20 protein-coding genes are annotated in these 21,475 nt (G+C 61.1%); 10 read left to right on the top strand and 10 right to left on the bottom strand.

The window, feature by feature from the left end; all coding sequences use genetic code 11:
- The first annotated feature begins 148 nt into the window (after positions 1-148).
- The 3 genes from efp (at position 149) to Q1B40_RS15680 (ending at position 2,842) form a co-directional block, all read left to right on the top strand.
- Positions 149-712 carry an elongation factor P gene (gene efp, locus Q1B40_RS15670; RefSeq protein WP_299816392.1) on the top strand — a complete coding sequence of 188 codons (564 nt, stop codon included), beginning with the start codon at positions 149-151 and terminating at the stop codon, positions 710-712.
- 130 nt (positions 713-842) lie between these two features.
- On the top strand, positions 843-1,649 hold the full coding sequence (locus tag Q1B40_RS15675) for an inositol monophosphatase family protein (protein WP_299816394.1): 807 nt from the start codon (positions 843-845) through the stop codon (positions 1,647-1,649).
- A gap of 677 nt (positions 1,650-2,326) precedes the next feature.
- On the top strand, positions 2,327-2,842 hold the full coding sequence (locus Q1B40_RS15680; protein WP_299816396.1) for a hypothetical protein: 516 nt from the start codon (positions 2,327-2,329) through the stop codon (positions 2,840-2,842).
- A gap of 36 nt (positions 2,843-2,878) precedes the next feature.
- Here Q1B40_RS15680 and Q1B40_RS15685 read toward each other — a convergent pair whose 3' ends face one another.
- Positions 2,879-3,133, bottom strand: a complete 255-nt coding sequence (locus Q1B40_RS15685; RefSeq protein ID WP_299816398.1) for a phosphate acyltransferase — start codon at positions 3,131-3,133, stop codon at positions 2,879-2,881.
- Between the two features lie 264 nt (positions 3,134-3,397).
- Here Q1B40_RS15685 and Q1B40_RS15690 point away from each other — a divergent pair, with 264 nt between their 5' ends.
- The 7 genes from Q1B40_RS15690 to ptsP all read left to right on the top strand — a co-directional run bounded on the left by Q1B40_RS15690 (position 3,398) and on the right by ptsP (position 12,054).
- Positions 3,398-4,243 carry an SEL1-like repeat protein gene (locus Q1B40_RS15690; RefSeq protein ID WP_299816400.1) on the top strand — a complete coding sequence of 282 codons (846 nt, stop codon included), beginning with the start codon at positions 3,398-3,400 and terminating at the stop codon, positions 4,241-4,243.
- A gap of 340 nt (positions 4,244-4,583) precedes the next feature.
- Positions 4,584-5,573: a flagellar motor protein MotA gene (locus Q1B40_RS15695; protein ID WP_068409737.1), complete on the top strand. Its 990-nt coding sequence runs from the start codon at positions 4,584-4,586 to the stop codon at positions 5,571-5,573.
- A gap of 4 nt (positions 5,574-5,577) precedes the next feature.
- On the top strand, positions 5,578-6,612 hold the full coding sequence (locus tag Q1B40_RS15700) for a peptidoglycan -binding protein (protein WP_299816403.1): 1,035 nt from the start codon (positions 5,578-5,580) through the stop codon (positions 6,610-6,612).
- A 381-nt stretch (positions 6,613-6,993) separates the two neighbouring features.
- Positions 6,994-7,839: an MIP/aquaporin family protein gene (locus tag Q1B40_RS15705; RefSeq protein WP_299816405.1), complete on the top strand. Its 846-nt coding sequence runs from the start codon at positions 6,994-6,996 to the stop codon at positions 7,837-7,839.
- Positions 7,836-8,903, top strand: a complete 1,068-nt coding sequence (gene dhaK, locus Q1B40_RS15710) for a dihydroxyacetone kinase subunit DhaK (protein ID WP_299816407.1) — start codon at positions 7,836-7,838, stop codon at positions 8,901-8,903. The genes Q1B40_RS15705 and dhaK overlap by 4 nt, the downstream gene beginning before the upstream one ends.
- 2 nt (positions 8,904-8,905) lie before the next feature.
- Positions 8,906-9,559: a dihydroxyacetone kinase subunit DhaL gene (gene dhaL, locus Q1B40_RS15715; protein ID WP_299816409.1), complete on the top strand. Its 654-nt coding sequence runs from the start codon at positions 8,906-8,908 to the stop codon at positions 9,557-9,559.
- Entirely contained in the window at positions 9,556-12,054 is a 2,499-nt protein-coding gene (gene ptsP / locus Q1B40_RS15720; RefSeq protein WP_299816411.1) for a phosphoenolpyruvate--protein phosphotransferase, read from the top strand. Before dhaL ends, ptsP begins: the two co-directional genes overlap by 4 nt.
- A gap of 12 nt (positions 12,055-12,066) precedes the next feature.
- Here the strand turns inward: ptsP and Q1B40_RS15725 are convergent, their stop codons facing one another.
- The 9 genes from Q1B40_RS15725 to Q1B40_RS15765 form a co-directional block, all read right to left on the bottom strand.
- A complete protein-coding gene (locus tag Q1B40_RS15725) occupies positions 12,067-13,173 on the bottom strand; it encodes an ABC transporter ATP-binding protein (protein WP_299816413.1) in 1,107 nt (368 codons plus the stop codon).
- Entirely contained in the window at positions 13,170-13,964 is a 795-nt protein-coding gene (locus tag Q1B40_RS15730) for an ABC transporter permease (protein WP_299816415.1), read from the bottom strand. Before Q1B40_RS15730 ends, Q1B40_RS15725 begins: the two co-directional genes overlap by 4 nt.
- Positions 13,961-14,968, bottom strand: a complete 1,008-nt coding sequence (locus Q1B40_RS15735) for an ABC transporter permease (RefSeq protein ID WP_299816417.1) — start codon at positions 14,966-14,968, stop codon at positions 13,961-13,963. Before Q1B40_RS15735 ends, Q1B40_RS15730 begins: the two co-directional genes overlap by 4 nt.
- Before the next feature lie 308 nt (positions 14,969-15,276).
- A complete protein-coding gene (locus Q1B40_RS15740) occupies positions 15,277-16,383 on the bottom strand; it encodes an extracellular solute-binding protein (RefSeq protein ID WP_299816419.1) in 1,107 nt (368 codons plus the stop codon).
- Between the two features lie 76 nt (positions 16,384-16,459).
- On the bottom strand, positions 16,460-17,554 hold the full coding sequence (locus Q1B40_RS15745) for an NAD/NADP-dependent octopine/nopaline dehydrogenase family protein (RefSeq protein ID WP_299816559.1): 1,095 nt from the start codon (positions 17,552-17,554) through the stop codon (positions 16,460-16,462).
- A gap of 11 nt (positions 17,555-17,565) precedes the next feature.
- A complete protein-coding gene (locus Q1B40_RS15750) occupies positions 17,566-18,153 on the bottom strand; it encodes a peroxidase-related enzyme (protein ID WP_299816421.1) in 588 nt (195 codons plus the stop codon).
- Positions 18,150-18,647 (bottom strand): hypothetical protein, encoded by a 498-nt coding sequence (locus Q1B40_RS15755; RefSeq protein ID WP_299816423.1) that lies wholly within the window; start codon positions 18,645-18,647, stop codon positions 18,150-18,152. The genes Q1B40_RS15750 and Q1B40_RS15755 overlap by 4 nt, the downstream gene beginning before the upstream one ends.
- A complete protein-coding gene (locus Q1B40_RS15760; RefSeq protein WP_299816425.1) occupies positions 18,644-20,131 on the bottom strand; it encodes an NAD(P)-binding domain-containing protein in 1,488 nt (495 codons plus the stop codon). The genes Q1B40_RS15755 and Q1B40_RS15760 overlap by 4 nt, the downstream gene beginning before the upstream one ends.
- A gap of 32 nt (positions 20,132-20,163) precedes the next feature.
- On the bottom strand, positions 20,164-21,474 hold the full coding sequence (locus tag Q1B40_RS15765; RefSeq protein WP_299816427.1) for an MFS transporter: 1,311 nt from the start codon (positions 21,472-21,474) through the stop codon (positions 20,164-20,166).
- Position 21,475 lies beyond the last annotated feature (1 nt).

The following is a 21,475-nucleotide window of genomic DNA, read 5'->3' on the forward strand; positions in this document are numbered from 1 at the left end:
CGCCGCCGCTTTCAAGACGCGATTTGCCTTTTTTCCTTGAATCCGGCCCGCTTTTGTGGTGGACAGGCGCGAGCAAAATTCAAGCGCGTCAGCCATAACTTGCCGTTGCCCGCTCCAGATCCATACAAATCAAAAAGTCGGTCGTTCCATGAAAATCAACGGAAACGAAATCAAGCCCGGTAACGTGCTTCAGCATCAGGATACGCTTTGGGCCGTTGTAAAGGTCCAGCACGTCAAGCCGGGTAAAGGCGGCGCCTTTGCCCAGGTCGAAATGAAGAACCTGATCGATGGCCGCAAGCTCAACGAGCGTTTCCGCTCCGAAGACAAGGTCGAGCGCGTCCGCCTGGAGCAGAAGGACTTCCAGTACCTTTACACCCAGGAAGACATGCTCATCTTCATGGACACCGAGACCTACGAACAGCTGGAACTTCAGAGCGAATTCGTCGGCGACCGCGCCGCCTTCCTCCAGGACGGCATGATGGTCACGGTCGAACTGCACGAAGAACGCCCGATCGGCATCACCCTGCCGCAGTTCGTCACCCTGGAAATCCGGGAAGCCGACGCCGTCGTCAAGGGACAGACGCAGTCTTCCTCCTACAAGCCCGCGCTGATGGAAAACGGCGTGCGCGTGATGGTGCCGCCGTTCATCACGGCCGGCGAGAAGATCATCGTCGACACCGGCTCTCTGGAGTACGTCCGCCGCGCGGACTGATCCGCCCGGACAGCCCCCCGGACAGGCCTTTGCAATGCCGGTGCGGCGCGCGCCCGGCCCAAGGCAGACACGCATTCAAACAGGTTTGCCCGGATCCGCCCGGGCAACACCCAACAACAAGTGAAAATCCATGGCCCGCACAGCTCTCCTCAACGTGATGGTTCAAACCGCCTTCAAGGCCGGCCGTTCCCTGATCCGCGACTTCGGCGAAGTTGAAAACCTCCAGGTCTCCCGCAAGGGACCGGGCGATTTCGTCTCGGCCGCAGACCGCCGCGCCGAGGAAATCATGCGCAGCGAGCTGACGCGCGCCCGCCCGACCTATGGTCTGGTCATGGAAGAAGGCGGCGAGATCGAAGGAACCGACGGTCAGCACCGCTGGCACATCGACCCTCTGGACGGCACCACCAACTTCCTGCACGGCATTCCGATCTTCGCGATCTCCATCGCTCTGGAACGGGCCGGCGAAATCGTCGCCGCCGTTGTCTTCAACCCGGTAATGGACGAGCTTTACACCGCCGAACGCGGCCGGGGCGCCTTCCTGAACGATCGCCGCCTGCGTGTCGCCGGCCGGACAGACCTGCCGGACATGGTCTTCGGCACCGGCCTGCCCTTCATCGGCATGGGCGATCACGGCCGTTCCTTGCGCGAACTGCGCTACGTCATGCCGGAAGTCGCCGGTGTCCGCCGCATGGGCGCCGCCGCGCTCGACCTTGCCTGGACAGCCTCCGGACGCCTGGACGGCTTCTGGGAGCGCAACCTGAACTCCTGGGACATTGCAGCCGGGATCCTTCTGGTGCGCGAAGCCGGCGGCTTCGTCAGCGACTTCGACGGCAAGAACAAGATGCTGGAAAGCGGCGATGTCATCGTCGGCAACGAAGACGCTCACAAGCACCTTCTGCGCCTGCTGAAAAAGGCCGAGGCTCCCGCGCAGGAGTAAGACCGGCTGAGAAGGCCCGACACGGACGCCGGGCCTGGACATCACGGCTTTTCAAAGTTCAAGACCATGGTCTCCCTCATCCTGAGGAAGCGAATTCGGCACAGGCGTTCCCGCTGCGCCGGGTTGCTGCGTATGAAATGGCTGCCCCCCCTTCCTGTCACCCCGTAATCGCCAAATGCAATCGCCATGTTCGCATGCTGAGGAAGCGCGCAGCGCTGTCTCGAAGGATCGTTTGCGCAGGCACGGGATTGCCCCCCGGGATTGCCGTTGTCTTTCGAGAGGCTGCTGGTACGGCCCGAAGAGATAATTGCGCCAGCCTCGACCACAAGCCGTCATAAAGCGCCTTCTCAAGGGATGAACGGTTCGCCCGACGAAGTCTGTCATTTGCTTGAAAAGAGACATTTCCGGGAAGCAGGCGTTCGTTGCGCTTTGATCGAATGCCCCGGAAGGGTGGCGGAAAGCAGTCTTTCGCTGCATCGAAAACGAATGACCGAAATGGGGCCGGGAACAGACTGGCAGCTTGTGGGAGCGAAGCGGGGAAGCAGACATTCAACTTTCGATACTGCGGTTCCGCTGCCGGCCCTGAGCCGACCTTCGCGTCATCTGCAGTGAACGCCTGCAATGAGTCCATATTTACCAAAATGGTGCGACCAACGCAGACGTGGTATTCGACTGTGATGAATACCCTCGAGCTTCAACTTGACGATGTGACGCAGTTTTTCTGTGACGTGGGTCAACACGGTTGGAGCGATCTGATCGTCGCCCATAAGGGAGACTTGCTGATCTTTAGGGTGAGCCAAGTTATCACAGACTTCCCCTCAGAAGTCCTTAAGATTGCGCGGGCCATTATTGAAAACTCCCCTATCCGAGCAGCACTATGTGACGAGCCGGGCGGAGCAGTGATCGCAGTAGAACCTGATAAAAAACAACCGCATACATCGATATTGTCGATATATGAAATCAATGGAGAAATTGCTGGTTTTGACGAAACTGAAGAAGGCAATCTTGTGCTGTCCCTTCGGATAAGAAGACAAAGGCTTGCTGGGATGCTCTTGGCCGAACTCTGGAAAACGCATGTGTGTCTAAAGCACACTTCGTATCAAAATGGCAGAAGCGGATTTCCCCATAAAGAACTGAAAGAACTCAACAATATCTGGAATGAAAGTGACTTGGGCCCGTCATTTGTCAAATAGGCAACGGCAACTTCTTCCCGCAGAGCTGACCTCCTTTCAGGATGCAGCCAACAACCATTCTCCCCCCCACCCCGGCCCCCCCGGCGGCCGCTCGCGGCGCCAATGATAAAACACCTTGGCCAGCGCCGCCGAGACGATGTGGGCTTCCACGGTCTCGGAGCGGTTGGACAGCATGATCGGGACGCGGGAGCCGAGCGCGATCCTCGCTGACGACGCGCCGGCGAGGTAGATGAGTTGCTTGGCCATCATGTTGCCGCTTTCGAGATTGGGGGCGACCAGAATGTCTGGCATGGCCCGCCAGCCGTGTTGACGACGGACTTACGGCGTTCCCCACAAACCATTACCCAGCAAACCCTGCCCACTCGGCCCGCCGCGATAAACTGGATTTTGACAGCAAGACTACCCCTGATATTGATGTACTTGGTTCGGTCGGCATGAAGGTTTCTGATGAAGCAGATTATGCTGGCTTTGTGGCTCTTGATATTGGCAGGCGGCCAAGGTTCATTCTGACCAAACCAACACCGCAACAACAACAACAATTCACAAGGCCTAGCTATGACAGGACTATTTGAGGATGGCTGGGCCGCTTATGAAAGAGGCGACTACCCGGTGGCGCTGAAACATTTTCGGCTGGCTGCGGAGCAGGGGGATGTGAGAGCGCAATACAACCTGGGCATTGCCTATGACAATGGTGAAGGGGTGCCGCAGGATCATGTCGAGGCCGCAAAATGGTATCGAAAGGCGGCCGAACAGGGACATGTCAGAGCGCAATACAATCTGGGCATTGCCTATGACAACGGTGAAGGGGTGCCGCAGGATCATGTCGAGGCCGCAAAATGGTATCGAAAGGCAGCTGAGCACAATGATGCCCGAGCGCAATACAACCTGGGCATGGCCTATGACAATGGAGAAGGGGTGCCGCAGGATCATGTCGAGGCCGCAAAATGGTTTCGCAGTGCAGCTGAGCAAAATGACGCCAGAGCGCAATACAATCTGGCGATTGCCTATGACAACGGGTTAGGGGTGCCGCAGGATTCGGTTGAGGCGGCAAAATGGTATCACCGGGCAGCTGAGCAGGGCATTGCCCTCGCGCAATACAATCTGGGCATGGCCTATGACAGCGGTGACGGAGTGCCACAGGATTCCGCCGAAGCCGCAAAATGGTATCTCAGCGCAGCCGAACAGGGACTTGCCAGCGCGCAGACCAACCTTGGCACTGCCTATGCCACTGGTGAAGGCGTGGATCAGAGCTACTTGCTTGCCCACATGTGGTTCAGTTTGGCCGTGGCGCAAGGCAATGACAACAGCCGTGAAAACCTCAAGATTGTTGCCAGCAACATGACGGCTGAAGAGATTGCCACAGCGCAAAAGATGGCGAGCGAGTGGAAGCCCAACCAATAGGCCTTCAGTCCCTCAATCGCCATTTCCGCTCATCCGAGCCCTGAATACAGGTGCGGACCAATCCAGCCGCCCCCGCCTACCCCGGCAAGCCCGGCGGCCGTTCCCTCCGCCAGCAACGGGCCCGAATCCAAGGTGCGTTCAGTCAGGGCAAATGCCCGCTTTCGCCACCTGAAATGCGCAAGCCGCGCTATTTCCAAGCATTCTGCCCGCCCCGCAATCTCCGCCTTCACACGCCCTTTCCCACCCTTATTCCCGCTTTCCTTCCGATAAGAGGTTTCCAACCTGTTAAAAATCACGCTATCAATCTGTTAGCTCCTCAACAGGTGACAGATAGCGCAATATGGCCCGAGAATTCGACCCCTACAGCCTGTCCAGCCCGCGGGCGTATCTGACCTTCATGATCATCTTTCTGGTGATCGTGGCCTTTATCGCCTTCATCCTGTTTCCGCAGATTTCAACCGCCTTCGTGAGCAACCCGGGCCTCAACGGCCTGATTGTTCTGGTCGGGCTCTTCGGCGTGATGCTGCTGTTCGGGCGGGTGATCCGGCTGTTTCCGGAAATCACCTGGGTCAACAGCTTCCGCATCGGCGATCCGGCGCTCGACACACGTTCGCCGGTCCTGCTGGCCCCGATGGCAGCCCTTCTGGGCAACAAGGGCGGTGACATGGCGCTGACCCCGACGACCGCCCGGTCGATCCTCGACAGCATCGGCATGCGCCTTGAGGAATCGCGCGAAATCTCGCGCTATCTTACCGGCCTTCTGGTTTTCCTCGGCCTGCTCGGCACCTTCTGGGGCCTGCTGCAGACCGTCAGTTCGGTCGGTGCGACCATCCAGTCGCTCGATGTCGGCTCCGGCGATGCGAACGTCATCTTCGAGGACCTGAAAGCCGGCCTCGAAGCCCCGCTGTCCGGCATGGGAACGGCGTTTTCCTCCTCGCTCTTCGGCCTCACCGGCTCTCTCGTTCTCGGCTTTCTCGACCTGCAGGCCGGGCAGGCGCAGAACCGCTTCTACAACGAGCTGGAAGACTGGCTTTCCACGGTCACCGATATCGATCCGGAAGACAGCCTCTTCAGCGCACCGGATTCACCGGGCGTGGAACACATCCAGGCGTCGATCTCCGCACTGCAGAAAAGCGTCGAGGAAGGCGGTGGCAAGAACGCCAACCAGGCGATGGCCAATCTGGCGGAGGGCATCCAGGGCCTCGTCAAGCATGTGCGCTCCGAACAGCAGATGATGCGCGACTGGGCCGAGGCCCAGGGCGAGCAGCAAAAACGCATCGAAGGGTTGCTCTCTTCCATCTCCGCCGCCTTCGAGCGCGCGAAGGAGTAGGCAGATGGCAGGAAGTCTCCGCTCGCGCCGCCGGGCCCAGTCGACCGATTACTGGCCCGGCTTCGTCGATGCCATGGCGACGCTTCTGCTCGTCATCATCTTCCTGCTGTCGATCTTCATGATCGCCCAGTTCTTCCTGTCGCAGCAGCTCTCCGGCCGCGACACGGTGCTCAACCGCCTCAACATCCAGATCAGCGAACTGACCGAGCTGCTGGCGCTGGAACGGGCCAACTCCGGCGAACTGGAAGACACGATCCTCGGCCTCCAGGCAAGCCTCTCCGACGCCGAAGCCGAACAGACCCGCCTGTTGGGCCTGCTCGACAGCAGCTCCGGCGCGGCAGACACCGCCGGCGGGCGGGCGGCAAGACTGGAAAACCTTCTCGACGACGAACGCCAGGTCAGCCAGGAGGCGCTCGCACAGGTCGAACTTCTCAACCAGCAGATCGCGGCGCTGAGACGCCAGATCGCCGCCGCCAACGCCGCGCTCGAGGCCTCCGAAGCCAAGGAATCGGAAAGCCAGGCCAAGATTGCCAGCCTCGGCCGTCGTCTGAATGCCGCCCTCGTCCAGCGCGTCCAGGAACTGTCCCGCTACCGCTCCGACTTCTTCGGCCGCCTGCGCGAAATCCTGTCCCAGCGTTCCGACATTTCCGTCGTCGGCGACCGCTTCGTGTTCCAGTCCGAAGTGCTGTTCGACAGCGGCAAGGAAGATATCAATCCGGCAGGCGAGCAGGAACTCGACAAACTCGCCGACGCAATCCAGGAACTCAGCCTGCAGATCCCGGACGAGATCAACTGGGTGCTGCGTGTCGACGGTCATACCGACGCCCGCCCGCTGTCGGGCACCGGCCGCCTGCGCAACAACTGGGAGCTGTCGGCAGCCCGCGCGATTTCCGTGGTCCGCTACCTGATCGAAAAAGGTGTCGACCCGAAACGCCTCGTTGCCGCCGGCTTCGGCGAATTCCAGCCGCTGGAAGAGGGTGAAACACCCGACGTGCTGGCAAAGAACCGCCGGATCGAATTGAAGCTGACCGAACGGTGACGATCGCCCGTCAGTCGGACGGCAGCGTGTCCCTTGCGCAGCTGCCGATACCCGGCAATCAATCCTAACACCAGCCTGTTCCTGAGTCTCTCTGGAGATGCTCTCCGACGCGCCAAGCTCGCCTCGGAAGACCACCCGGAAACTGCCATATCTGCGTGACCGGAAAACCGGCTGCAGAGCGAAAGCCCGGCCCCGGAACGGGAGACAGGCGGCACAGACAAAACTCGGAAAAATTGACAAGGGTTGATCCCGATCAACTCGATTTCAGGCGCACCTGATACTCTTCCTGCGTGCAGCGTTGCTTCCCACCGAAGCAGCTGTTCCCGGCTGAAACGTTCGGCCCAAGAACGAAAAAGTCATTTTCAACGGGAGTAGGAAGCAATGGAAAAGGGAATCGTTCCTGAAATGGTCGCCGAAGGTATCGGCACCTTCATTCTCGTCCTTTTTGGCGTGGGATCGGTCGCCGTATCCGTGTGGACCGGTGGTCTCAGTCTCTGGCCCGTATCGATGATGTTCGCGCTTGGCGTGGCCCTTGGTGTCTATGCATCGGGCAAGATTTCCGGCGGCCACATCAATCCGGCGGTGACCCTCGCCCTGGCCGTTTTCACCGGCTTTCCGTGGGCCAAGGTTGCGCCCTATATCATCGCGCAGATGCTCGGTGCCATTCTCGCCTCCGCGGCAATCTACGGCTTCTATTCGGGTATCATCGAGCATTATGAACTGGGTGCCGGCCTGGTCCGCGGCGCACCCGGAAGCCAGTTGAGCGCCATGGGTTTCGGCACCTATGCTCCGAACCCCGCCTTCTTCGGCACGACCGAAGAAGCCTTTGCGCAGGTCTCTCTGGTCAAATGGTTCCTCTCGGAGGCCTTCACCACCACCATTCTCGTCTTCGGTGTCCTGTTCCTGACCGACCAGCACAACACCTCCGCGCCTTCGGCCAATCTGGCGCCCTTCTTCATCGGTCTGCTGGTCGCGGCGCTGGTCGCCTATGAAGCGCCGATTTCCATGACCGCGATGAACCCGGCAAGAGATCTCGGACCGCGTCTTGTCTCGTTCATCTTCGGCTGGGGCGAGATGGCCTTCCCCGGACCGCGCGGCGGTTGGTGGATCCCGGCCGTGGCCTCGATCGCCGGTGGGCTGGTCGGTGGCGCCTTCTATCGCGGCTACTACCGCACGGTCTTCAAGACCTACGATACGGAAACACCCGAATGGGAGAAAAAGCCATGAAAAAGCTGGTCAACAATGCCGAGGACGTCACAGTCGAACAGCTGAAGGGCTTCGGGCTCGCTTGCGAAGACATCGACGTGCATTTCGATCCGAATTACGTATGTGTGGCCGGAGGCGTGCAGGACCGCGTCGCCCTGGTCTCCGGCGGCGGATCAGGGCATGAACCGCTTCACGGCGGCTATGTCGGCACGGGCATGCTGGACGCGGCCTGCCCGGGCCAGGTCTTCACCTCGCCGACACCCGACCAGATGTTCGAGGCCGGCAAGGCCGTGAATGGCGGGCGGGGCATCCTGCAGATCGTCAAGAACTATACCGGCGACGTGCTGAACTTCCAGATGGCAGCCGACATGCTGCGCGACGAAGGCATCGAAGTCCGCAACGTCATCATCGACGACGACGTTGCGCTCAAGGATTCCCTCTACACCGCCGGCCGCCGGGGTCTCGGCACGACGGTGATCGCGGAGAAGGTCTGCGGTGCGGCCGCCCGGGAAGGCTATGACCTCGACCGGCTCGCCGCGCTCTGCAAGAAGGTCAACATCCACGGCAAGAGCATGGGCATGGCGCTGACCTCCTGCACCACGCCGCAGAACGGCACGCCAAGCTTCGAATTGCCGGACGACGAAATGGAAATCGGCATCGGCATTCACGGCGAACCGGGCATCATGCGCAGCAAGATCAAGAGCGCCGATGAGGTGACCGAGATCCTGACGGACCGTATCCTCGACGACGAGGCCTACACGCGTAATCTGAGCGAATGGGATCCGGCGAAGGGAGACTGGGTTGACGTCGAGGTCACCGACATCACCCTGCAAAAGGGAGACGAGGTCATCGCCATCGTCAACGGCATGGGTGGCACGCCCCTGTCGGAACTCTATACCGTCTATGCAAAGCTGGCCGATCTCACCGCCCGGCGCGGCGTGAAGATCGTTCGCAACCTGGTGGGCAACTACATCACGTCACTGGAAATGGCCGGCGTTTCCATCACGCTGGTCAAGACGGATGAGGAAATCCTGCGTCTGTATGATGCGCCCGTGAAAACACCGGCGCTAAGGTGGGGAATGTGACCATGACGGATACGCTGGCCGGAGCCGTTACCGCTCCGATGGTGCGGGCGTGGATCGAAAAATCGGCAAAGGTGCTCGCGGACAACCGCGCGCACCTGACCGAACTCGACTCGCCGATCGGAGATTCCGACCACGGCAACAACATGGATCGTGGCTTCAAGGCGGTTCTGGAAAAGCTGCCGCAGGGCGATGATATCGGCGCCATGCTCAAATCGGTGGCGATGAGCCTGATCTCCAAGGTCGGCGGAGCAGCAGGACCGCTCTACGGCACCATGTTTCTCGACGGAGCCAAACCGCTGGCAGGCAAAACCTCGCTGACCGGAGAGGAACTGGCCCGGTTTTTCGACGACGCGGTGGCCGGTGTCATGAAGCGCGGCCGCTCGGATGTTGGCATGAAGACAATGCTGGATGCACTCGCGCCTGCGGCGAAGGCCTTCCGGGAAGAGATCGCCAATGGCAGCGACATGCCGGCAGCTCTGAAGGCTGCGGCAAAGGCGGCAGAACAGGGCATGGAAGCCACCATCCCGATGCAGGCGCAGCGCGGACGCGCAAGTTATCTCGGCGAACGCAGCATCGGCCATCAGGACCCTGGGGCAACCTCCAGCTACCTGATCCTGCAGGCATTCTCCGACGCCGTTGAAGAGGCCGTGCAGTGATCGGAATTGTCATTGTCTCGCACAGCCGCAAACTGGCCGAGGGTCTGAAGGAAATCGCCGACGTGATGAGCGGCCAGCCGGTCCCCATCGCTGCGGCAGGCGGCGTGGACGATCCGGAGAACCCACTGGGTACTGACGGCATACGCGTTCTCGATGCCATTCGCGAGGTTCTGTCGGACGAGGGCGTTCTCGTCTTCGCCGATATCGGGTCGGCCAGACTGAATGCGGAAACGGCGATCGACCTGCTGGAGCCGGAAGAGCAGGAAAAGGTGCATTTTTGCGATGCGCCCCTTGTCGAAGGCGTGCTTGCCGCCGCCGTCCAGATCGGTGCGGGCAGTCCTCTTCAGGCCGTCATGCGCGAAGCCCGTCAGGCGGCATCGCAAAAGGCTCCTGCTCCTGAAGCCCCTCAGGACGCACAGAGCGGCGGCGTGACACGCGAATTCACCATCCGCAATCCGATGGGCCTGCACGCCCGGCCCGCCGCGCTTCTGGTCACCACCATGAACGCGTTCACGGGAGATATCCGGCTGGCCAACCTCAGCAAGGGCAAAAAGCCGGTCAACGCCAAGAGCATCAACGGCATCATGCTGTCAGAAGTGACCGCCGACGACCGGATATCCGTGACGGCAGACCCTGCCGAAGCGGAGCCCGTCTTCGCCGCGATCGAGGACTTGATCCGGACGAATTTCGGCGAGGAGGCGGCTGTCGCCTCAAGGCCTGCAGCGGCCGCACCGGCCGGCGCCCCTCCCCCGCCGGAAACAGCTTCTCCCGCCGTGATTGCGTCCGGGCAGCTTGACGGCATTTCCATCGCGCCCGGTTTCGCGCTCGGTCCGCTGCATCATGTCAGGAGCACTCTTCCGGAAGTCGAACCGGTGGAGATCACCGACCCGGCAGCCGAAACAGAACGCTTCACCTGGGCCCTGTCCGATGCAGAGGCGGAAATCAGAATGTCGCTGGCCGGTGCGGGACAGCGGATCAGCGCTTATGACCGCAAGATCTTCGATGCCCATATCAGTTACCTGCACGACCCGGAAATCATCGAAACCGTGACACAGCGCATCGCCGGAGAGCGCATTTGCGCAGCAGCTGTCTGGCGCGATGTCGTCGCCGGCCTCGCCCGCACCTACGCGGCCCTGGAAGACCCGTTGCTGCAGGCCCGCGCAGCGGATGTGATCGATGTCGGGCAACGCGTCCTGCGCTTTCTGAGCGGCGGCGAGACCTCGCCTGCCGTCGTCGGCGAACCTTCGGTTCTGGCCTTCGAGGATCTGCGCCCCTCCGATGTCCTTGCCCTCGACGAAAAATCGGTTCTCGGCATTTGCACCATGACCGGAGGCAAGACCTCCCATGCCGGCATTCTCGCCAGCGCACTCAGCATTCCGGTGGTCTTTGCCGTCGGGGATGCGCTGGTAGGCATAGAAGAAGGTGAGCAGGTCCTCCTCGACGGCACGGCAGGCACGATCTTCGCTGCCCCTGACGCGGAGACCATCGCGGCGATGGAAAAAGACCGCAAGGCCTGGGAAGAGCGGCGCGCGCGCGCCGAAGCGGTCAGGAAGCTTCCCGCGCGGACGGCGGACGGTCAGGAAATCCGGGTCGCCGCGAACATGGCATCCGTCGAAGAGCTGGGTGTGGTCGCTGCCAGCGGGGCGCAGGAAGTCGGTCTGCTGCGCACCGAGTTCCTGTACATGCGCCGCGATTCCGCCCCCGGGGAAGACGAGCAATATGAGGTCTACCGCACGCTTGTGACCGGCCTGGCCGGCAAACCCCTGACCGTGCGCACGGCCGACATCGGCGGCGACAAGCCGGTTCCCTATATGGACCGGCCAGCGGAGGCGAACCCCAATCTGGGCTGGCGCGGCCTGCGCTACAGCCTTGGCGTGCCGGAGTTCTTCGATGTGCAGCTTGCCGCGATCCTTCGCGCCAGCGCCCATGGTCCCGTCCGGATCATGTTTCCGCTCGTCAGCACGCTTGACGAGGTGAAGGCCGCGAAGGAAAGGCTGCGGGCGGTGATGAAAGAGCTTCAGGCACGCAATCTCGCCTTTGACGAGAACGTCGAAATCGGCCTCATGATAGAGGTGCCGGCGGCAGCGGAGATGGCGGATGTCCTGGCACCCGAAGTCGACTTTTTCAGCATCGGCACCAACGATCTGACGCAATACGTCATGGCCGCCGATCGTGCCAACGCCAGGGTGCAGGATCTCTTCGACCCGTTCAATCCCGCCGTCCTGCGCATGATTGCCCGCTCGATAAAAGCTGCCCATGAGGCAGGCATCTGGATCGGCATGTGCGGTGCGATGGCCGGCAGCCCGGTTGCAGCGCCGATCCTGCTCGGGCTCGGGCTCGATGAATTCAGCATGACGCCGTCCGACATCCCCGAGTTCAAGCTCACCCTGAGCGAGCTGTGCCTGCCGGCCTGCCGCGATCTGGCGGAAGACGTTCTCAAACTGAGCTCGGCAAACGCCGTTCGCGACCGGGCAAATTTTCTGCTCGGCCGCTAGGAACGCAGATCCTCAGTCCCGCAGCACCGCCATGGCTTCCTGCGACCAGCTGGCCCAGACGGGAGCTTCTCCCAGTCCGTTGGCGAGAGACGTGTCCACATAGGCCCGCATGGAAAAATCTGGGGCGTTTTCCGCACGCAGATCCAGCTCGGTCCGGCTTCCCTTGAAAGTCCGCCCGGCAATCCGGACGGCAACCGCGTTGGGCTGGTCCTGCGGCCTGTCGAGGGAGAGCTTCATGCCTTCCAGGCGGATCGAGGCGGCAACCTGGTTGCCGGCCTGCAATCCCCCGGACACGGGCGGGCGTCCAGCCAGTTTCAGGCCTTTCCAGTCGAGCGTGACATCGGCGCCGTTGACGGCATCGACACGTCCCTCGATCAGGTTGGTCTCCCCGACGAACTCCGCGACGAAACGCGACGTGGGATGGAAATACAGCTCTTCCGGCGTACCGTCCTGCTCCACCACGCCGTTGTTCATGACAACGATGCGGTCGGACATGGTGAGTGCTTCATCCTGATCGTGGGTCACGAAGAAGAAGGTTTTCGACGTCCGCCGCTGGATAGACTTTAGCTCCGCCTGAACCTGTCCCCTAAGTTTTGCGTCCAGCGCGCCCAGAGGCTCGTCGAGCAACAGCAGCGCGGGATCGGGAGCCAGAGCCCGGGCAAGCGCCACACGCTGGCGCTGTCCGCCTGAAAGCTGGTCGGGAAGACGGTCGGCGAGGACCGAGAGTTCCAGAAACTCCATCAGCTCATCGCAACGCTGCGCGATATCCCTCTTGCTCAGGCCCTTGAGCTCCAGTCCGAAGGAAATGTTGCGGCGGACCGTCATATGCGGGAACAGCGCATAATCCTGGAACACCATGTTGACCTTGCGGCGGTTGGGCGGAAGCTTCGTGACGTCCTCGCCATCGACGATGACCCGGCCGGAGGTGGGCGTCTCGAAACCGCCGAGTATCCGCAGGGTCGTCGACTTGCCGCAACCCGACGGCCCCAGAAAGGTGACGAATTCGCCTTCCTTGATCGTCATGCTCAGGCTTTTCAGGGCTTCCGTATCGCCAAAGCGCTTGTTGATCGCCTCCAGGCGAACAATCTCCCCGGCGCCGTTTTCTTGGGAGTCCGTCATGATTGTAATTTCCCTTGTTTCATCCGGCGCGTGGTCCGTTCTGCCCAGATGCCGAGGAGGCCGGTGAGAACCAGAACCACTGTCGCGATTGCATTGATTTCAGGAGACATGCCCGAGCGCAGCTTGGCGAAGATGAGCACCGGAAGCGTCGGCTGGTAGCCTCCCAGAAAGAAGGAGCGAACGAAGTCATCGAAACTGATCAGCATGCAGAAGACGCCGCCGCCGATGAGAGCCGGCCGCAGATACGGCAATGTGATCCGCATGAAGGCGATGATCGGGTCGGCGCCGAGATCCCGCGCCGCGTCGAGATGGCTCTTCGGCAGGGTGCTCAGCCGGGCGGCGACGATCAGCACCACGAACGGCACATTGTGCACGGCATGGCACCAGATGATGGCGCCGGTTCCCGGCGGAATACCCCAGAGCTGCGCATAGATGCGGAAGGAAATCGCCGAAATGATGCCCGGAATGAGCGCCGGCAGCAGCGTCAGCCCGTAGATGAGGCCCTTGCCGACGAAGCCGCGCCCGTTGAGCAGCACCGCGATCCATATGCCGACGGCAAGGGAGATCAGCGTGGAGGAAACGCCGATCAGCATGGAATAGCCGAAAGCCGAAAGGACTTCGACGTCCTTGAAGACCTCCACATACCAGTCGAGCGTCCAGGAGCGGATCGGAAAGCCGATGAACTTGGAATCCTTGAACCCCATCGTGATCATCAGGATCAGGGGAACGAAGATGTAAAGGACGAACGCCCAATAGATCATCGACATCACAAGACGTGTGTGACGGGTCATTTGCGCACTCCCTTCTGCAGACGGGTCATCAGGCGCCCGAAGGCCAGGCTGATTGCCAGTGCGGTCACGAACATCAGGCACGCGAAGGCCGCACCCGTCGGCCATTCGTCACCGGCCGTATGGAAGAAGCCGGCAATGGTTTCCGCAAAGACCGTCGTCGAGGGACCACCTAGCAGAACCGGCGTGGCGTAATATCCCGTCGAGATCAGGAAGACGAGCGTCGCACCGGAGGAAATGCCTTCCAGCGAGAGCGGCAGGGTCACCTTCCAGAAGCGCGTCCAGGGTCCGGCTCCCAGGTCGGCCGCAGCTTCCGTGTAGCTGCGCGGCAACTTCTCAAGCGCCGAATAGAGCGGCAACAGCATGTAGAGCGCGCTGAGATAGATGATGCCGACCGACAGGGAAAAGCCCGTGTACATGAAAGGTATCGGCCGGTCGATCAGACCCAGCCACTTGAGCGCCAGGTTCACCGCACCGTTGTTTCCCAGCAGGATCATGATCGCGTAGGTGCGCACGATTTCCCCGACCCAGAACGGGATCAGCAGGAGTAGCAGAAAGACCATCTGGTTGGAGCGTTTGACGTGCCGGGCCAGAAAATAGGCAACCGGATAGGTCAGGATCAGCGTCGCCAGCGTCAAGGTGGCGGCGAAGGCAAGCGTGCGGAAAAACGGCATGATGAATATGGCACTGCCGAAGAACCGCGCGTAGTTGTCGAGGGTGAACTCGTTTTGATAGCCCCGCGAAACCGGATAGGCATCGACGAAGCTGACGTAGAACATCTGCAGCATGGGGCCGAGGTGCTGGGTCAGCACCCAGAGCACCGGAAACGCAAGCAGTATGGCGAATTGGCGTCGCGGCGAGCTCAGGAGTGCGTTCGAAAACGCCTGATAAAACTGGGAAGCTGCTATCGCCCCCCAGAAGGAGCGCCCTTCCCGTCCACCCGACCGGTTCCCTGCGCCGAGATCTCCCGCCAGTGTCGCAGCGCTGGTCTGAACCTTTCCAGACATCGTTTTTCCTTCGAACAAGACTGCGGGCTCAGCTGGAGGCCACGGTCACAAGAATTATATCCGGATTTCGAAACAAGCCGTAGCCGATGGCGCGTCACCTTCCCCTCGAAGGTCAAACGCGATGGACCGTTCGGCCATCTGCCCGGCCACCTGCCCGGCCACCTGAATGCATTCCGTCAAGGCCTCCGGGGACGCGCGAGGCGCGCCTCCGGAAGCTGGTCTTGCCGGCGCTCCGTCCCGGGACATTTTCGAAAATGTCCCGGGACGATGCACGTGCCGTCAGAAGCCTGAAAGCCGGTCGTCAGCGATCAGGCAGCCTTGATCTCTTCCACCGCCGGATCGACAAGTCCGTACTTCAACTCGTTGGCTTCCGCTCTGAAGAACTTCATGTTTGCGAGCTCTTCTTCCGGGAAGCTGGTCGAAGCCTTTTCGGCATCCGTAAGATGCTGCGAAGCGTCCTTGTAGGTGGAGATGAAGCCCGATGCCCGGCTCATGGACGCGCCGATCTCGCCTGAAGCCAGAATGGCGTTCAGGAAGGTGTAGGCGTTGTCCTGGTTGGGAGCGTTGTTGGCAATGTTGTAGGTATACACAAAGCCGTAGCTGCCTTCCTTGGGAATGGACATGGCGACCGGGAAGCCGTCGTTCATGAGCGCCGCGATCGGACCGTTCCAGGCACAGGCAAGAGCGATGTCCTGGTTGACGAACATCTGCTGCACTTCGGCGCCGCCGTCATAATATTTGCGGACAAGCGGCTTTTTCTCGATCAGGAAGTCCCGGGCTTCGGCAACGATCGCCGCGGCTTTTTCAGGATCGTCCAGATAGGCGACCATGTTGCCGTCGTAGCCCTTCATCAGCATGACGATGGACAACATGTCCTGAAGGACATAGGCCGTCTGACCGGCATATTTTTCAGAGAAGAGCGTGTCCCAGGTGGTCGCTTCCTCGGGCGAGACCAGTTCGGTGTTATAGGCGAACACTTCCATGCCCGAAAGGATCGGCGCGCCCCACTTGTTGCCGTTGATCGTCGACCAGTCGCTTTCCGAGTAAACCGGATTGATGTTGCCCCAGTTCGACAGGCGGGTCGGGTCCATCGGCGCCAGAAGATCGCTGTCGATGAACTGAAGGAACCGGTGGCCGGCGACCGTCATGATGTCGACGGTGGGATTGTCGGCTTCCGCGGCCAGCAGGTTGAACTGCTTGCCCTGGTCGTCGACCAGCCGGACATTGACCTTGATCCCGGTTTCGCTTTCGAACTGCTCCTTGAACGCGTCCGGAACGAAGTTGGCATAGGTCCAGATATTCACTTCGCCGCCGGCGGCATAGGAGCTGCGCAGATAGGCCGGAGAAGCCAGAGTGGCTCCCGTTGCAGCCGCTGTGCCAAGGAATGCTCTACGATTTAATATCAACTTTTTCATGCAGTTTCTCCACTGTTTGTCCACGTGATGATCTTTTATATTTTGTGGACCGATCCCCTCTAATGGCCGAAACGAACTATGCCCGCTCGCCCGCTTCCGACAGGTGGCCGGTCAAGGCCGCCTGACACAAGTCGTCCAGATTCATGTGCTCCAGGCCGATGGCCGGAAGCAGGTCATTCTCTCCAAAAAAGTCTCGCCCGTACATGGCCGAAAAAATTTCAACCCCCGCCTGGTGCAGCACCGCGGGACAACCCGCCATCCGGCCCAATGCCACGGTAACCGCCAATCCGAAGGGAACGTCTTCGGTCACGTAGCGGCTGTCCGCCGTCGACGGACCCATGCCCCCGCGGCCCTCTTCATGCATTTGCCGGTTCATTTCGCTGATGGACGCCACCGGCACGTGAAACGACAGGTGAAAGTGCTCGAAGATGGTCCTCACGGACAGGCCAAGCTTGTCTGCGATGGCAAGCCGTTCCTGATCCAGAGCTTCCAGAAGACGGCCGACGTTCGGCGTCACGTTGTCTCCCTGGCCCCATGTCTCGCCTTTTTCCATCCGTGTGGCGTTCGCCAGGGCGATGCCCATGTGGTTCTGGGGATTGAGGTTGGAAAGCGTGATCGCCAGCAGCCCGTCGCGAAGATTGAAGCGTTCTCCGAACAGCTGTTCGCACAGAGCCTTGCCGGCGTCGCTTTCCGCGGCCGGAACCGTGCACAGGTCGACAAGCGAACGCACTGTGTTGACCTGAACATGATCCGCAGCCTGTTTGCGGCCGGTCACCACCGTGGTGCCCCATGCGGTGATCGGCAGTTCGACGCCCCTCGCCTTCAGCCTGTCGGCGAGATAAAGCGCGCCGAACGAGGCATGCGAGGAAATGATGACGGGCTGGCCGGTGCGCAGATGAGGGACAAGGCTGTCCATGACAGCCTTGTGGCCGTAGCCCGGGATGGCCAGAACGATCACGTCGCTTGCCGCCGCAAGCTCGCCGGCATCACTGGCAATCGCCGGTGTGAATTCAGCCTCGATCGCACCCGTCGCCTTGAGCTTGCCGCCCGTGCGCAATCCTGCGGTTCCCTCGCCCGACGGCGACCAGAGCATCGGCTCATGTCCCGTCTGATGCAGCAGCGCCGCTGTTCCGAACGCAATCGATCCTGCGCCCGCTATGCCAACTTTCAATGGATTGCCTTTCATTGTTCGCTGCCTTTGCGGACCGGGTCACCGAGAACATGCATGAGCCTGTTGGCCCAACCGAACAGCGCGGAGGACAGGATGAGATCGAGAATTTCCGCATCGTCCAGCCCTGCGGCGCGCAGTGCCGACATCTGCTCCGGGCTCGCCTCGGACGGCGTCTGGGACAGGGCATGGGCGAAATCGAAAATCGCCCGGTTGCGCGGCGAAAGGTCGGCCTTCGTTCCCTTCGCAAAGAGCTCGTCCGTGACCGACGTGTCCTTGGCGATCTGTGCATGCCGGCTGGCGTGCACCGCCGCGCAGTAAATGCAGTGATTGACCATGGAGGCCGCCAAGGCGCCGAGTTCACGTTCCTCGCGCGACAGTCCACCCTTGTCGTACATGATGCCGTTGAACAGTGGCGAACGGACTTTCAGGGTTTCCACGTCATGGGCAAGCGTCAGCACATAGGCGGAAATCTTCGTGTTGGACGGCGTCACCTGAAGCGCTTCCAGCTGTTCCGGTGTCGCATCCTCCAGCTTGATCGGTTCGACCCGCGGTCGCCAGTCGGGAACGGAGCGGGTGAATTTGCGGATGACATCGCTCATGCCCGGCCCTCCTTCATCAACCGGATCCCGGCCAGGACACGCACCTGATAGGCCATGAAGGCGTTGATTTCGCAAAGCCGGACAATATCGGCGTCGGAGACGCCTGCGTCCTGCAGGGCCTTGATGTCCGCCGCGTCGACATCGCGCGTCTGAACCGCGACCTTGTCCATGAAGTCACATGTCTTTTCGAGACCCTGTGCTTTGCCGGACCGGAGAGGATCCGCCAGATCGGCGATGCTCGCATCTTCAATGAGAGCGCAATAGCGATCGGCCAGGGCGGTTTCACCGTTCAACGCCGCGATACGGGCGGCAAGCGCAGCACGGATATCATGGGACCACGCCCCCGTCTCAAGCGGCTTGAGCACCGCATCCTCGGTTGACTGCGACAGGGCCATGATGTTGGAGCGTCCGTCCACGGCCGCTGCAACCGCACTGCCTTCAGGGATCGCAGACAATTCCACTATGGTGCTTTTCGTCAAGGTTTCGGTACTCACGATACGGCCTCTGCGGCTTCCGGTTCGGGTTGCGGTAGCGGGGTGGGTGTCCATTCCTCACCGGTCAGCTCAGGAGTAGTGTAGTCCTGAAAGGCCTGCCAATGCGCGCCGATGTCCTCGCAATAGAGTTCGGCGGCAATTGCCTTCGCCAGCCATCCGGCTCCCTCCGAGATGCCCGGAATGTCTCCGGAAACCTTGCCCAGGCTCGCCGTCGCACCGTAGTTGAAGCAGTAGACGTTGGACAGCCAGGGGGCTTTGCCCGGTGTTTTTTCCCGGAAGGTGAAGTCCGGGTTCAGATAGGGGAAATGCCCCAGATCGCGATTTTCTTCTCCCTGCGGCGGCTGATAGACGTCGCGCCAGAGGGAGATCTCGCCGGCTGCGGGACCGAATTCGGACCGCGCCATGGGATCGATGCTGAAGCCGGTCCCGAGGATGAGATAGTCGGCGTGATAGACGGAATTCTCGCCAAGGCTCAGCTTCAGGCCGTTGCCCGCCTCTTCCACCTTTCGAACCGGCAGATCGAAGTGAAAATGGGCGTTCTTGTGACGGGACACCCGCAGTGTCGAACCGTGCGGAGGGGGCGTCTGGGTAACAAAGGAATAATTCATGAAACGCCAGCGCCATTCGTCCGACATCGCACTGAAGCCGGCCGTGAACCCGTAGCTGCCGATGCCCATCATCTTGTTGATGGTCGGCATTTCCTTGCGGCGGACCAGGTGCCGCACCTCGGCCGCGCCGTGTTCGAGTGCTTCGGCGGCATTGTCCACCGCCGAGGCACCGACGCCGATCACGGCAACCTTTTTCCCCTTGAGCGCGGCGAAATCGATCTCCTCCGAACTGTGGGCCCAGAATTTGCGGCTGATCCCGTCCATGAACACCGGAATGTTCGGCACACCGGTGCCGTCGCGGCCCGTTGCCATGACAAGCTTGCGGGTCAGGATCGAGCCCGTCTCGGCTCCCGTCAGATGAAGGCGCAAAAAGTCGCCTTCCGGTTCCACCCGCTCCAGGGCCACACCGTTTTCAATCGGAATGTCGAGGACCTTCCGGTACCACTTCAGGTAATCCATCCACATGGGACGCGGAGCCTTGTCCAGCGTCTCCCAGGCTTTCGTTCCGAATTGCGCCCTGTACCAGGCCTGAAACGTCAGCATGCCGTGACCGAAGGCCGGGCCGGTCAGCGTCTTGGGAGAGCGCAGCGTTTCCATGCGGGCGTAGTTCAGCCAGGGGCCCTCAAGCCCTTCCGGGTTGCGGTCGAGAACCCGGATGTTGGCGACGCCGCCGGTGCGCAGCGCCAGCCACGCCACCATTCCGCACATGCCGCCGCCGATGACGACGACATCGCTCACCGTCTCCCCGCCCACCTGCTTCGGTGGAACCCAGGACTTGCCCGGCCAGCACAGATATTCCAGGTTTTCCCGCAAACGGTCTTCCAGAACGGTCAGGCCGGCGCCATCCAGGGGAAACGTGGAACTCAAATCAGACATCAGTCAATCCTTCATGCCGAGTGGCGTTCTTCTCAGGCATCCCAGCGCGGATGCAATTCATCGATGTAAAAGGGATGGGCATGAACGCCCCGGTGAGAGGTCACGATATGCGGGTGATCCGGCGGCAAATCCGGATGACTGTGTTCCCGCAGATCCGGATCCTTTGCCGGCCATACCGCCAGACCGGCAAGTGTCACCAGGGTGGCCAGGATCGCCAACATGATCAGCGCGGTCGCGGGAGGAAACGCAGCACCCAGCCAGCCGGCAAGGGGATAGGCAACCAGCCAGCCCGCATGGGACAGGGAAAACTGCGCTGCGAACACGGCAGGCCTGTCGGCGTCCGATGCCGAACGCGTCAGCACCAGTCCGCCCGGCGTCAGCGTCAGTGTGCAGGCAGCCCCGAATGACGCCCACAGCACCACCAGTTCCGCCAAGGTGGGTTCCAGCAGGATCAGCGGAGACAGCATGGCAAACGTGAAAGTTCCCGCCGCCATGACCCGGCGCTCTGAAAACATCCGCAGCAGGGCGGGCAGCGCGAAGGCCATGAGTGCAGCGCCCGCGCCGTAACCGCCCATCAGCCAGGGGAAGACCTGCTCCGCGTTATCAAACCGCGTTCCGGCATAAACGATAGTGTTGACCAGGATCCAGGCCATGACCAGGGACAAGCCGAAATTCAGGACGAACAGGCCGCGCAGCCGTGGCGTCCTGGCATAGATCCAGAGCCCACGCACCGCACGTGTGAGAAACGGATCCTGACTTTGGACCTGCACGTCCCTGCCACTGCGGGACAGCAGAAGGCAGATCGCGGATCCGGTGAAACCCAGCGCCGCAAGGGCAAACAGATATTCCGTATGCATGAACAACAGCGCCGCCCCGACCAGGATGGGCGTCAGGATGCTTTCCAGGGTGTAGGCGATTCGCGAGAGTGCGAGCGCCTCCGAATACGTCTCCTGGTCCGGCAGGACGGATGGTATCATCGCCTGAAACAGCGGCGTGAAGGCGGAGGAGACCGCGAAAAACAGAAACGCCAGGACGGCGATTGTCCACCAGGACGAGACAAAGGCCAGCGGCACCATGAACAACAGCCGGGCCACATCCAGACCGACCAGGGCGCGCAAGCGCGGAATTCTGATCAGGGCCGCCTGCGCCAGAGGCGAAAAGCCGACATAGGCAATCATCTTGAGCGCGAAGAACAGTCCCAGTATCGGCCCCGCATGGCTTGCTCCACCGATCCGCCACGCCGCCAGCGACAATCCCGCCGTCATCAACCCGACGCCCGTGAGAGACAGGACCTGCGATGCGAATAGAAAGCGGAAGGTACTGTGGCGGAGCGGGTTCAGCATT

Source organism: uncultured Roseibium sp., assembly GCF_947496995.1.
Lineage (GTDB): Bacteria > Pseudomonadota > Alphaproteobacteria > Rhizobiales > Stappiaceae > Roseibium.

Coding starts and splice junctions, on each gene's coding strand:
- efp (WP_299816392.1), top strand. CDS start 149: ATGAAAATCAACGGAAACGAAATCAAGCCCGGTAACGTGCTTCAGCAT.
- Q1B40_RS15675 (WP_299816394.1), top strand. CDS start 843: ATGGCCCGCACAGCTCTCCTCAACGTGATGGTTCAAACCGCCTTCAAG.
- Q1B40_RS15680 (WP_299816396.1), top strand. CDS start 2,327: ATGAATACCCTCGAGCTTCAACTTGACGATGTGACGCAGTTTTTCTGT.
- Q1B40_RS15685 (WP_299816398.1), bottom strand. CDS start 3,133: ATGCCAGACATTCTGGTCGCCCCCAATCTCGAAAGCGGCAACATGATG.
- Q1B40_RS15690 (WP_299816400.1), top strand. CDS start 3,398: ATGACAGGACTATTTGAGGATGGCTGGGCCGCTTATGAAAGAGGCGAC.
- Q1B40_RS15695 (WP_068409737.1), top strand. CDS start 4,584: ATGGCCCGAGAATTCGACCCCTACAGCCTGTCCAGCCCGCGGGCGTAT.
- Q1B40_RS15700 (WP_299816403.1), top strand. CDS start 5,578: ATGGCAGGAAGTCTCCGCTCGCGCCGCCGGGCCCAGTCGACCGATTAC.
- Q1B40_RS15705 (WP_299816405.1), top strand. CDS start 6,994: ATGGAAAAGGGAATCGTTCCTGAAATGGTCGCCGAAGGTATCGGCACC.
- dhaK (WP_299816407.1), top strand. CDS start 7,836: ATGAAAAAGCTGGTCAACAATGCCGAGGACGTCACAGTCGAACAGCTG.
- dhaL (WP_299816409.1), top strand. CDS start 8,906: ATGACGGATACGCTGGCCGGAGCCGTTACCGCTCCGATGGTGCGGGCG.
- Q1B40_RS15725 (WP_299816413.1), bottom strand. CDS start 13,173: ATGACGGACTCCCAAGAAAACGGCGCCGGGGAGATTGTTCGCCTGGAG.
- Q1B40_RS15730 (WP_299816415.1), bottom strand. CDS start 13,964: ATGACCCGTCACACACGTCTTGTGATGTCGATGATCTATTGGGCGTTC.
- Q1B40_RS15735 (WP_299816417.1), bottom strand. CDS start 14,968: ATGTCTGGAAAGGTTCAGACCAGCGCTGCGACACTGGCGGGAGATCTC.
- Q1B40_RS15740 (WP_299816419.1), bottom strand. CDS start 16,383: ATGAAAAAGTTGATATTAAATCGTAGAGCATTCCTTGGCACAGCGGCT.
- Q1B40_RS15750 (WP_299816421.1), bottom strand. CDS start 18,153: ATGAGCGATGTCATCCGCAAATTCACCCGCTCCGTTCCCGACTGGCGA.
- Q1B40_RS15760 (WP_299816425.1), bottom strand. CDS start 20,131: ATGTCTGATTTGAGTTCCACGTTTCCCCTGGATGGCGCCGGCCTGACC.
- Q1B40_RS15765 (WP_299816427.1), bottom strand. CDS start 21,474: ATGCTGAACCCGCTCCGCCACAGTACCTTCCGCTTTCTATTCGCATCG.